Annotated in this window: 11 protein-coding genes; 6 read left to right on the top strand and 5 right to left on the bottom strand. The window is 44.0% G+C overall.

Going from position 1 to position 12,781, the window contains the following annotated elements:
• The first annotated feature begins 34 nt into the window (after positions 1-34).
• Positions 35-511: an RDD family protein gene (locus B158_RS0105870; RefSeq protein ID WP_156823046.1), complete on the top strand. Its 477-nt coding sequence runs from the start codon at positions 35-37 to the stop codon at positions 509-511.
• On the opposite strand, the gene B158_RS0105865 is transcribed toward B158_RS0105870, so the two are convergent.
• The 3 genes from B158_RS0105865 to lptF form a co-directional block, all read right to left on the bottom strand.
• A complete protein-coding gene (locus B158_RS0105865) occupies positions 508-1,170 on the bottom strand; it encodes a class I SAM-dependent methyltransferase (RefSeq protein ID WP_018624434.1) in 663 nt (220 codons plus the stop codon). The two genes, B158_RS0105870 and B158_RS0105865, sit on opposite strands and share 4 nt — an antisense overlap.
• Before the next feature lie 158 nt (positions 1,171-1,328).
• Complete coding sequence (lptG, locus tag B158_RS0105860; protein WP_018624433.1) at positions 1,329-2,393, bottom strand: LPS export ABC transporter permease LptG; 1,065 nt, start codon at positions 2,391-2,393, stop codon at positions 1,329-1,331.
• Positions 2,390-3,505, bottom strand: coding sequence for an LPS export ABC transporter permease LptF (gene lptF, locus B158_RS0105855; RefSeq protein WP_018624432.1), 1,116 nt, complete (start codon positions 3,503-3,505; stop codon positions 2,390-2,392). Before lptF ends, lptG begins: the two co-directional genes overlap by 4 nt.
• 137 nt (positions 3,506-3,642) lie before the next feature.
• Between lptF and B158_RS0105850 the strand changes: the two genes are divergently transcribed.
• From B158_RS0105850 to B158_RS0105830, 5 genes are all read left to right on the top strand, one after another.
• Positions 3,643-5,133: a leucyl aminopeptidase gene (locus B158_RS0105850; protein WP_018624431.1), complete on the top strand. Its 1,491-nt coding sequence runs from the start codon at positions 3,643-3,645 to the stop codon at positions 5,131-5,133.
• A gap of 2 nt (positions 5,134-5,135) precedes the next feature.
• Positions 5,136-5,564, top strand: a complete 429-nt coding sequence (locus B158_RS0105845) for a DNA polymerase III subunit chi (RefSeq protein ID WP_018624430.1) — start codon at positions 5,136-5,138, stop codon at positions 5,562-5,564.
• Positions 5,565-5,616: 52 nt separating this feature from the next.
• Positions 5,617-6,156, top strand: coding sequence for a class I SAM-dependent methyltransferase (locus B158_RS0105840; RefSeq protein WP_018624429.1), 540 nt, complete (start codon positions 5,617-5,619; stop codon positions 6,154-6,156).
• A 128-nt stretch (positions 6,157-6,284) separates the two neighbouring features.
• Complete coding sequence (locus tag B158_RS0105835; RefSeq protein WP_018624428.1) at positions 6,285-9,056, top strand: valine--tRNA ligase; 2,772 nt, start codon at positions 6,285-6,287, stop codon at positions 9,054-9,056.
• Entirely contained in the window at positions 9,053-9,397 is a 345-nt protein-coding gene (locus tag B158_RS0105830; RefSeq protein ID WP_018624427.1) for a hypothetical protein, read from the top strand. Before B158_RS0105835 ends, B158_RS0105830 begins: the two co-directional genes overlap by 4 nt.
• A 75-nt stretch (positions 9,398-9,472) precedes the next feature.
• Here B158_RS0105830 and B158_RS0105825 read toward each other — a convergent pair whose 3' ends face one another.
• Positions 9,473-9,898: a hypothetical protein gene (locus B158_RS0105825; RefSeq protein WP_018624426.1), complete on the bottom strand. Its 426-nt coding sequence runs from the start codon at positions 9,896-9,898 to the stop codon at positions 9,473-9,475.
• An 82-nt stretch (positions 9,899-9,980) separates the two neighbouring features.
• Positions 9,981-12,551 carry a bifunctional aspartate kinase/diaminopimelate decarboxylase gene (locus B158_RS0105820; protein ID WP_033413856.1) on the bottom strand — a complete coding sequence of 857 codons (2,571 nt, stop codon included), beginning with the start codon at positions 12,549-12,551 and terminating at the stop codon, positions 9,981-9,983.
• Positions 12,552-12,781: the final 230 nt, after the last annotated feature.

Genomic DNA, 12,781 nt, shown 5'->3' with positions numbered 1-12,781 from the left:
TAGCGCCACATTAATACCAGCCCAAACAATGCCAATGTCCAAACCGACTTCCCCTAAACCACTGGTCACCACACCTGCTCCACTGACTAAAAAGCTAGGTGCCTGGCTTTACGATGCACTAATCTGCATTGCCATCTGGTTTTTGTGGGGACTATTCACTTTTCCATTGATCCGCTGGTTACTAGGTGTTGAAGATATGCAAGTGGATACCGGCTGGCAGGACACACTAACTTATAGAGTTTACTCGATTCTACCCACGCTACTGATACTGTTTTACTTCGTCGGCTCTCATGTCCGCTTCGGACAAACCGTAGGCATGAGTTCCTGGAAGCTGATGCTGGTTCAAAACAACGGTAAACCGGTCACCTTGGGACAGACTCTGGTTCGAGACATCACTGCAATATTGGGAATAGGTATGCTATTCAGCCTGTTTAATAGCAAAAAGCTGGGCTGGCATGACATGCTCAGTGGAACGCGAGTAGTAGCTTTACCTGATAAGAAAGACGATTAAGACCTCTCGTAACGCAATACCTGTCCTTTATAGCCTTTAGCCATAGCATCATTAGGAATCGCTGCTGTTTGTGTATGCTCATAGCCGAGTCCGACCATTTTGCGGCTGAACTTAGCATGATGGCCACGGCCAGGATCGATTAAGATCACTTCACACTTCGGCTTGGCATGTTGATCAATAAAATCTGATAATAATTCAACATGCTCAGACTCATACAGCAGATCGCTGCCTATGATTAGATCAAATCTGCCAATGCCACAGTCATCGTCAGCCCAGCCCGTTCGAACAAATGGAATCACCTGGTCGTTATTTAACAGCGCATTGATGTTTAGAAAGTTTTCGACTTCTGGATGGTAATCGGTGGCCGTAATATCAGCTTCACGCTTATTGAGAACCAGGCTTGCTAATCCAATTCCACAACCGACTTCTAAAATCCTTTTCCCTTTAATATCAAAGTCATGCATTAGCTCGGCCAATACTCGGCTCGAATCCCAGACCACTCCAAAAATAGGCCATGAGGCAGAACTGATACCAAGATTCTCTGCTGACTGGTTAATATCGGAAAACTGCTGCTTGTCGCGCAAAGTGCGCACATGGATATCCATATTACCAGCACCACCAAATTCTATGGTCTGGTAACGAAAACGTAGGGAAGGCATATTGAAATTAGGTCTCGGTAGTCGTCATAGCAGTGCGACAAGGAGTCTTTTGCTAACAACTTAACCCAATCTGGCATTGCCGAAGTGGTTACTTTAACCGATCCACGGCACAATAACGATAAAAAGTGTCGTTTACTGAGTTTAGCAGTGAAAGGATACTAACCTGCTCGCCGTAAAAGATACCAGGCACCAGCTGCAAAAATGGCTGGCGGCAAAATGGCTCCAAATATCGCAGGCATGCCGAATACCAGACTGACCGGCCCAAAAGTGCGTACCGCAAAGAAATAGGCCATTCCGGTCAAAACTCCTACCAACACTCTGGCCCCCATTGAAACACTTCGCATCGGGCCAAAGACAAAAGAAGCAGCCAGAACAATCATAATCGCGGTACTGATGGGCTGAATAAGTTTGCGCCAGAATGCCAGATCGTAACTTTGAGTTTCCAGTCCATTATTAGCCAGATACTGTCGATACGTGTAGAGACTAACGATATCCAGAGTTTCAGGATCGTCGCTCAGTACTGATAGATTCTCCATTTCAATATTGGTTTGCCACTCGAAAGCGTCAAAGCGCTGCCGCTCAATTCCATCCTGAGTAATAATCGATTTATAACCGTTTTTTAGCTGCCAAATATTATTATCCAGCAAGGCACTGGAAGCATGTATAACTGATTCTAGAGTCTGGCTTTGGTCAAATTGGTAGATTGAGACACCTTCCATACGCTCGTTACCAATCACGTCCTTAACATGAACCATCTTGCCACCATCTTTAACCCAGACACCCTGCTCACCCTTCACCAGTTGATCACCCAGAATAGCTCGATTACGAATATCCTCAGCCATTCTAGTAGTTTTTGGTGACACATATTCACCCAGGAATATGGCAAAGGCGATTAAAATCAGTCCATAACTTAATGCGGATCCGACAATCTGCATGGTTGTCTTGCCGGCTGCTCGCATAACCGTAAGCTCACTGCGCGAGGCCAGTAATCCCAGGCCAGCAATAGAGCCAATCAAAATCGCCATGGGGAAAAATTCGTAAATATATTGGGGAGCAAGCAATAACGAGTAGGATAGGCCATCCACAAACTGGTAGCTGCCTTTGCCAAAATCACCGCTTTCATCAATCAAAGTAAACAGCACTCGAATGATTGCCAGCATAGCCAAGGTCATGATGGAAGTGGCGAGAATGGTTTTACCAATATAGAAGCGAAGGATATTCATGAGCCAGCCTCCTCTTTATCGGTATCCTGTTTTTTGTTATTTACCGTATTGGCTCGACCATGCAAATAAAGAAGTCTTGCAACTAACAGTGACATAACCAGATAAATCGGTATGAAGCCTATCCAGCCAGGAATCTGCTCAGATTCCAGCGCACGCCTGAAAACAACGATGAGAACAATGTAACCGATATAAACCATCAACGCTGGCAGCATTTTTGCGAATTTACCTTCCCGCGGACGCACACGACTCAATGGGATAGCCAGGAACATGAATAATGGAACTGAAATCGGAACGGCCAAACGCCAATGCAACTCAGCCCAACTTGCACCATCTGCAGTATTCCAAAGCACAGGGGTTGATGTTGCACTGATTTTTCTACGGGAAACAATGCTGCGCTCAGCGTCAAGACGTGCAAAATAACTTTCAAACTGCGTGATCTTACTAATCTGCTGATTCTCATCCAACTCGTAGACATGCCCGTCGTTTAACTGCAAAAAGTTTTTATCAATGGACTCGTCGTAAAAACGCTCAGCACTCTGAGCTGAGATAATACGAGTATTAGGATTGGTCTCGCTAGGCATTTCTGCCAGGAAGAAATTCCCTAACTGAGTAGAGCGTTCGGAAGAGTCGGCATAAACAACACCCTCACCTTCCTGAAACACTTGAAAGTGGCCAGGAGTCAGCATACTAAGCTCCAGCTTGCTGGCATGCTCATCGCGAATTTGATAGGTCAGCTCATTAGCCTGTGGCGATAACCATAAAGTTACGGCCCCACCTACTAAGGCAATAATCAATGCCGCAGGCATCAACATTTTGATCAGAAATCGCTCACTGACGCCTACCGAGCGTAATACCGCCATTTCGCTATCAACGTAGAGTCGACTAAAAGCTAACAGGCAACCAAGAAAGAAAGCCAGCGGAAGCAAGAATCCAATCAGAACCGGGCTATATAAACCCACCATTTGCCAGACCATGGTTCCGGAAATATCCCCAGCCGCAGCCTGCGCCAGATATTTAACAATGCGCTGACTCATAAAAATTGCAAAGAGCACCCCGAGAATTGCAGTGGTGCTGGTTAACACTTCGCGATTTAAATAACGACTTAAAATCAAAGGAATTCCTTGGTTTTACTGGCTATGCCCAAGCTTTAATACCCTGTCAAACAGCGAGTTGCTGTGCTGGTATTAATTCTCATATCGGTTAAACTATGGCGCATTATAAACCAAAATCAACGATTTGCAGGTGATCTATGGAATTCTTTGTAAAAAGTGGCAGTCCGGAAAAACAAAAAACCGGTTGCCTGATTGTTGCTGTATTTGAGTCACGTAAACTTTCCGCTCAGGCTCAACATATTGACGAAATCAGCGAGGGCTACATTAGCGCCATCGTTCGTCGCGGCGACATGGAAGGCAAATTTGGACAAACACTTTTATTACATAATGTTCCGCATACCAGTTGTGAGCGTGTATTGTTAGTTGGCTGTGGCAAAGAGCGCGAATTTGATGGATCTCAGTACAAAAAACTCTGTAGCAAAATCATCAAGTTCCTTCATGAAACAGGCACTACTGATGCCATTAGCTGCTTGCCTCTTCTCAATGTTAAAGGACAGGATCTCTATTGGAAAGTTCGATTCGCAGTTGAAGCAGCCAATGAAAGCCTATATCAGTTCGAAGAGCTGAAGAGCAAAAAGTCCGAAACCCGTCGTCCTTTGAAAAAAATGACTTTATTCGTTGAGTCGCGTGCAGATCTTTCAGAGGGTGAAAAAGCCATTCTACATGCCCAGGCCATCAGTAAAGGTCAATCATTAACTAAAGATCTGGCAAATTTACCGGGCAATATCTGTAACCCAACTTATCTAGCCAAACGTGCTGAAGAGTTAGCCAAGCACTATGACGCCATGAAAACCACTATTCTGGATGAATCAGAATTAGCTGACATGGGCGCTGGTGCATTTGTGTCTGTTTCTCAAGGTTCAGATGAGCCAGGCAAGTTAATCTGCATGGAATACATGGCTGGCGACAAAGATGAAAAGCCAGTGGTATTCGTTGGTAAAGGCATCACTTTCGATACCGGTGGCATTTCCATTAAGCCGTCCGCGTCAATGGATGAAATGAAATTTGATATGGGCGGTGCTGCATCTGTATTCGGTGTGATGCAGTCTATTGCGGAAATGAACCTGCCGGTCAATGTCATTGGTGTTGTAGCAGCAGCTGAAAACATGCCTAGTGGACGCGCAACTCGCCCAGGTGATGTAGTGACGTCTCTATCTGGCCAGACAATTGAAATATTAAATACCGATGCCGAAGGCCGCTTGGTGTTGTGTGATGCACTAACCTATATCGAGCGTTATGATCCAGATATCGTTATCGACATTGCAACCTTAACTGGCGCCATCATTATCGCCTTGGGTCACGAAGCCTCTGGCATGATGAGTAATCATAACGGCCTGGCAAATGAAATCGAATCTGCCAGTGATATTACTAACGATCGCGTTTGGCGCTTACCAATCTGGGAAGAGTATCACCAGCAACTCAAGAGTAATGTGGCCGACTTTACCAACCTTGGTGGACGTGCAGCAGGTTCCATTACTGCGGCCTGCTTCCTGGCCAAATTCACCAAGAAGTACCGCTGGGCTCACCTTGATATCGCGGGTACAGCCTGGAACAGCGGTGCCAAAAAAGGTGCAACCGGCCGACCTGTTCCCCTTTTGTCACAAATTGTTCTTAACCGAATCAAGTAACTATGACGCAGGTCGAGTTCCATATTCTTGAAAGCCAACCAGGCGAAGAAGCTTATCTTCGCCTGATTGGTCAATGTGTTAAAAGCCTCTACAAACAAGGGCGGAAAGTCTATATCCACGCACACGATCAGGAACAGGCGCATGCAGTTGATGAATACCTCTGGGCTTTGGATTTAAACGAGTTTATACCTCATAATCTGGTTGGTGAAGGGCCGGCAAAAGCCCCTCCGGTGCAGATTGGATTTACTCAACCTCCCGAAGAACAGCACGACTGCCTGATAAATCTTTCGCGTGACGTGCAACCTTTTTTCAGTTACTTTCTCAAATGCTATGAGATAGTGCCAAATCAGGAAGAACACAAAGAAAGTGCTCGTGAACGCTATAAGTTCTATCGGGGACACGGCTATCCTTTGCAACATAAAAAACATTAATTTTTTAAACAAAATTTATAATAATTTTAATAGCTTAGACGAGACATTTTGTATGAATGGGTTTACCCGATACGCCCTTAAAAACCTTAAGAGCACAGGAAGCATTGCCCCAAGCTCACGCTTTCTGGCTAAGAAGATTGCAAAAACTATACCACCAACAGCTAAAACCTTAATTGAACTGGGTGCTGGAGATGGTGTAATCACACGCCATCTGCTTGCAACTATGAATGATGATGCCAAATTAACGGCTTACGAACTTTCCGACCAGCTTCTGCCTCTACTACAGGGTATCAAGCACCCCGGCTTCAGCATCAATAATCACTCCGCATTAGAGCTAACCAACGACTTTGAGCCTGATAGTGTTGATTTTTTGCTGTCTTGTTTGCCGATTGCCCTGTTCGATGAGAAGATGAAACGCGATCTATTACAGCAAATTCACCAGGTGCTATCACCCAATGGTTTATTTGTTCAGTACCAGTATTTACCAAAGGATCGCAGACTGATCATGGAGTACTTTCCTGAAACCAAATCCAAATGGATTGCGCTGAATATCCCTCCTTCCTTTATCTATATTGCAAAACCAGCAAAATAACCTCTCAAGCCTAGGATTTGTTAGCATAAAAGCGGCATGAAAGTTCAACAAATCCTAGATATCTAAGCCATAGACGCTATAATTCAGGGCTTCACTACGAATAACGTTCAACTGGCTAAGACCTAATCATGGAAAAAGCATACGACCCGAAATCGATCGAACAAAACTTGTACAAGACCTGGGAAGATAATGACTATTTTTCACCAAAAGGTGGTGATGATAGCTACTGCATCATGATCCCTCCGCCCAATGTCACGGGCAGTCTGCACATGGGCCACGCTTTCCAGCACACGATTATGGACGCGCTAACCCGTTATCACCGCATGAAAGGTGACAATACCTTATGGCAACCGGGTTCCGATCACGCCGGTATTGCAACTCAGATGGTAGTTGAACGTTTGCTGGATAAAGAAGGCAAAAGCCGCCATGACCTAGGACGCGATGCGTTTATTGATAAAGTCTGGGAGTGGAAAGAACACTCAGGCGGAACCATTACCCGCCAAATGCGCCGTTTGGGCGATTCCTGTGACTGGTCGCGCGAAGCATTTACCATGGATGACGATTTATCCGATGCGGTGCTTGAAGTTTTTGTTCGCCTCTATGAAGAAGGCTTGATTTACCGTGGTCAGCGTCTGGTCAACTGGGATCCCAAGCTGTTAACTGCGGTATCTGATCTGGAAGTTGAATCTCACGAAGAAAATGGTCATTTGTGGCACCTAAAATATCCTTTGTCTGACGGCTCAGGCCATTTAGTAGTTGCCACAACTCGACCAGAAACCATGCTCGGTGATACCGCGGTAGCTGTTCATCCTGAAGATGAGCGATATCAGCACCTGATTGGCAAAACCATCAAGCTACCATTGACTGATCGCGAAATTCCAATCATTGCTGATGACTATGTGGAAAAAGACTTTGGTTCTGGTTGTGTGAAAATTACACCAGCGCATGACTTTAACGATTATGAAATGGGTCAGCGACATAATCTAGAAATGATTAATGTGCTCACACCCACTGCACACATCAGTGATACTGCTCCTGAAGCTTACCGCGGCTTAGACCGTTACGAAGCTCGTAAGAAAATCGTGGAAGACTTTGAACAATTAGGTCTGCTCGAAAAAATTGAACCACACAAATTGAAAGTGCCTCGCGGTGACCGTAGTGGTGTTGTGATTGAGCCTTATCTGACTGATCAATGGTACGTCAAAATTGCGCCATTAGCAGAACCAGCGCTGAAAGCGGTTAAAGATGGCGATATCAAATTTGTTCCCGAAAACTGGTCAAACACCTACTATCACTGGATGGAAAATATTCAGGACTGGTGTATCAGTCGTCAGCTTTGGTGGGGCCATCAAATCCCAGCCTGGTATGACAATGATGGCAATGTCTACGTTGGTCGTAGCGAAGAAGACGTTCGCCAGAAACATAATCTTGGCGATATTAAACTACGTCGCGATGAGGATGTTCTGGATACCTGGTTCTCCTCTGCCCTTTGGCCATTTGCGACACTTGGCTGGCCGGAAGAAACACCTGAGCTGGAAACTTTCCTACCGACAAGTGTATTGGTAACAGGTTTCGATATTATTTTCTTCTGGGTTGCCCGCATGATCATGATGGGGCTTAAGTTCACCGGAAAGGTTCCTTTCAAGGAAATCTACATCACAGGCCTGATTCGCGATGAGCATGGCCAGAAAATGTCGAAATCCAAAGGTAATGTTCTGGATCCTATCGATATTATCGACGGCATTGATTTAGATTCTCTGGTGGAAAAGCGTACCACCGGCATGATGAACCCCAAAGATGCGGAAAAAATTGCCAAACGCACTCGTAAAGAATTCCCCGAAGGAATTGCACCCTATGGTACTGATGCCATGCGCTTTACTTTCTGCGCGATGGCCTCAACCTCACGCGATATCAATTTCGATTTGAACCGTGTTGAGGGTTACCGCAACTTCTGTAATAAAATCTGGAATGCAGCGCGCTATGTTCTGATGAATACTGAAGAGCAGGACACCGGTATCAATGGTGGCGAGATGACCTTGAGTGTTGCCGACCACTGGATCAAAAGTGAACTTCAGAAAACCATTACCGAGTTTGAAAAAGCAGTCGCCAATTACCGCTTTGACTTAGCATCCAATGCACTCTATGAGTTCACCTGGAACACCTACTGTGATTGGTACCTTGAGCTATCTAAACCGATTTTGTATGGCGACGAGTATAGTGAAGCTGAAAAGCGCGGGACTCGCCATACGCTGGTGTCTGTGCTCGAAAGTCTAATGCGTTTGCTACATCCATTCATGCCGTTTATCACCGAAGAAATCTGGCAACGTGTTGCACCATTAACTGGTATCGATACTAAAAACCATGCAAGCATCATGTTACAACCCTTCCCAGTTTCTCAGGCTGGACTGATTAATGATCAGGCTGAGCAGGATATCGAATGGTTAAAAACTATTATTGTTGGGGTTCGTAATATTCGTGGCGAAATGAATATTGCACCAGGCAAGCCACTTAACGTATTGTTCCGTAATGGCTCTAAGCAAGACAAGTCTCGTCTCGACAGCTACCGTACCTTCTTGAGCAAACTGGCTAAGTTGGATTCCATTGAGTGGCTTGAAGCTGGTCAGGAAGCACCAATGTCTGCAACTGCTTTAGCGGGAAAAATGGAAATCCTAATTCCAATGGCTGGCCTGATTGACGTTGAGCAGGAAATGGCTCGTCTCAACAAGGAAAAGGAAAAGCTTGAGAAAGAGCAACAGCGTATCAGCGGCAAACTGTCCAACAAGAACTTTACTGATAAAGCACCTGAAGCGGTCGTCAATAAAGAAAAGGAAAAGCTTGAGGAAGTTGAGTCGACTTTGGGTAAAGTCGCTGAGCAAATTAAGCAACTGGAGGCACTATGAAGTTATTAATTATTATTTTGACCTTTTTTGTAGGGTTCACGGCACTTGCCAATGAATCCCAAAAACATTACGGCTATTTTAAGTTCTCCAAAGGTCAAATTGGTGAGGCTTGTCCTGAATTAAAAGAGGGGCAAAAGCTGACTTACAGTATTAAAAGTAATAAGCCGGTTATGTTTAACTTTCACTACCATCAGGAAAGTGAAGTGACTTATCCGGTAAAAGATCATGAAACAAAAGCAATTACTGAAACATTTACTGCCCCAATTGATCAGACCTACTGCTTAATGTGGACTGGACTTGAAAATGATTCAGCGGTTGAAATGGAATACTTTATTCATTAAAAACCAAATCAGAAAATAAAAAAGGCGCTGATAATCAGCGCCTTTTTTATAGCCATTTTTAGCCATATATTCGCATCAGAATAAATCGGGTTTATAGCGAAAGTGTTTTTTGACTGTTTCAATAATCTGGGTTTCCGTCATTTTATCAGCACTTTCCACTTCGACCTTTGCTGGCTTATGGTTCTGGTGCTGGTCAAGATACTTTGCAAACTCCTGCTTCGCTTCAGCAGGACCAAAGATATAGAGACTTTCAGCATTATTTACTCCCGAAGCCACTTCTGAATAGTACTGATTTAACAGGTTTTGGCTTCTACGATCAGCCTTATCCTCTGCAAATACACCTTGAGGACCATATGGGGTCTTGGATCGGGAGCCACGCTTTTCATCAATATGCTCTTCGACACCAGATTGAATAAATCGCGTACTGATTCCTTTGTCACTGATTTCGACTAAAGCTGCTTCTCTATGATCAAGCCAAATACCTACTTTAGAATGAGCCATATGCACCTCCTTATTCTCATGACATATATCTATCATACTCCTCAGTCGAATAATTTAAAGTGAGGTGCTTCAAGCTCCTACCTTAAGGTATACAAACCTCCTCGGCCGGGGCTCTCATGTTGTAATGAGTAGACATGACATGGCCGTAGGCCCCTGCATTTTCAATAAGAATCAGGTCCCCCTCAAAAGTATCTGGAAACGGAATTTCAATTCCCAGTTTATCAGTGCTTTCACAGATAGGCCCAACAACAGTGGCCAGATGCTTTTTGGTCTCTGAAAGCCGCGACAGATTAACAATAGGATGATAGGAGCCATACAAAGCAGGACGCATCAACGAATTCATGCCAGTATTTATACCAACATAGTAATAGTTTTGCTTTTGTTTAACTTGAGTGGCCTTAGCTACCAGAACACCAGTATTAGCAACTATGTAGCGCCCCGGTTCGATCCAGAGCTGATACTGTGGATATTGAGATTTTATCTGCTGCAGACTATGATTTATTTGCTCCATAGTAAGCTCTGTTTGCTGAGCCCGTTCCTTGATACCGAAGCCGCCACCAAGATTTAGAAATCTCACATCAGGGAATTGGCTGGCAACATCGGCTAATAATTTTGCATGTTCTGCCCAGTGCTCGTTGGTTAAAATGCCGCTTCCCGCATGCGCGTGAAGACCAACGACTTTAATATTATTCTCTTCTATGATTGGTAATAACTGTTCAATTTCCTGTATGGGAATTCCAAATTTAGAAGTAGCACCAGCAGTTCGTACATTCTCGTGATGACCTTTACCAATATTAGGATCAATTCGTAAAAAGATGCTTTTGTTAGCAAAAGTCTCCGCCCATTTTTTTAGAGGGTAACTGCTATCGAGTGAAAGCATTACTCCATATTCCAATGCCTTTTCATACTCAACACGGCTGGCAAAATTTGGTGTAAAAAAGATTCGCTCTTTACCGATATCCGGGAACAATTCTAAAACTCTTTCTACTTCAAAAATTGATACAGTTTCAAATCCGATTCCCTGCTGGAAAGCCGTGGTTAATACTTGTGGGTGGTTGTTAGCTTTGACGGCAAAAAATATCTGGTCAACAGCACTTATCGATTTTAATGCACTGATGTTATCTTTAACTGCTGACAGGTTATAAATATAGGCGTTTTCACGACTCTCCAGACAAAGCTCAATATCAGCTCGGCGTTTCTGCCACCACTTTTCGCTAAGGGTTTCGCTTTCAATAGGTTTCTTGAGCTCTTTAGCAGTCGGCCCCAAAATTTCACTATTAGGGTTATTGCTAATTAACAACTCATGAAGGGCTGCAATCACTTTATCGCAGTGCTCATCATCAATGACAAAAGTAAGATTCAGGTCAGAAGCGGCCTGCGATAATAAATACACTTTATAGGTTTCAAAAATAGAAAATGCCGGCGCAATCTTGTGTAAAATGGCGCGGACGTTTTGACCTACAATCGAAACTGCTGAGCAGTTTTTCATGACATTAACCCGGCAAATGGTGGACAATTCATCTACCAGATTTTTAAGTCTGCGTTCGCTGACTACCTGAGTCAGACTGTCGAGGCTAACTGTAACATTGGTTTCAGACGTTGATACCAGATCAACGGAAACTTGATGCTTTTTAAAAACAGCGAACATATCTGCCAAGAAACCGGCTTGTTGCCACATGCCCTGGCTTTCCATAGATATCAAGGTGATACCATTCTTGGCAGTAATCGCTTTAACCATTCCCCAGCGATTATCGAAGTGATGAATTTGAGTACCGGCGAGTTCAGAATCAATGGTTGAGCGGATATAAATTGGAATATTAGATAATTGTGCCGGACGAATAGCTCTGGGATGAAGTACTTTTGCTCCAGCTGACGCCATTTCCTGTGCTTCATCATAATTAAGATGGTTGAGCAGGCGAGCATTAGGCACCTGGTTTGGATTGGCGGTGAAAATACCAGGAACATCTGTCCAAATTTCGAGCCTGTCTGCACCAGTTTTTGCCGCAAAATATGCAGCAGATGTGTCTGAACCGCCCCTCCCAAGTAATACTGTATCGCCTTCCTGATTACTGGCAATAAAGCCTTGAGTAATAATGACTGAATTGTTTCTGATTTGCTGTAACAAGGCTTCATCCAAGTCACAGTCACATCCAGCAGCAAGATAATCATTCTGACTTTGGCGGTTTGCTGATAAATACTCTCTGGCATCGAGCCAATGCGGTTTATCTTCTAACTGACTATGTAAATACCGCGCACCTATTTTAGTGGCCCATAACTCTCCCTGCGCCATAATCAATGCACGGATTCGATCACTGACTTCGCCCAGCAAATTGATGCCATCAAGAAGGCGCTTCAGATAACGATACTCGTCATCTAACAAACTCTGATTGACATCTAACTGCTCAATCAATTGTTGATGAAGCTCTACCAGCTCCTTAAAAGCTGTCTCATGTTCGCCTGCAATAGCAAATTGAATGAGCTGCTCAAGGCGATTAGAAACAGTACTGACCGCTGAATGAACAACAAATACATTAATGCCCTTCGCACGTTTTCGTTTGACGATTCTAGCAATAGTATCCCAGTTACTTCGCGTTGATACGCTCGTTCCGCCAAACTTTAAAACATGCCAAGCTGTGTTATTTGTTGTCATCATTGTTCTCCGATCGCTTTTCTTTATACGAATACGAATCTTTACTCTAAATATATTTAGCCCATAAAAAAACCCGCAGAGGATGTCCTGTGCGGGTTTGAAATATTGATAAATGCTTAACTATTCTTTCACCCACAACTTATCGAGACACGTTTTTTAAGTGCCTTCTTGCTGTGTTTCTTGAACGTAAAAGTCATTTTCATAACTGCGGAATATAAGTTATTTCACGATAA

The sequence above is a fragment of the Kangiella aquimarina DSM 16071 genome (assembly GCF_000374105.1).
Lineage (GTDB): Bacteria > Pseudomonadota > Gammaproteobacteria > Enterobacterales > Kangiellaceae > Kangiella > Kangiella aquimarina.
The sequence above is the reverse complement of the archived record's forward strand: the minus strand, read 5'-3'. Positions and strand labels throughout refer to the sequence as shown.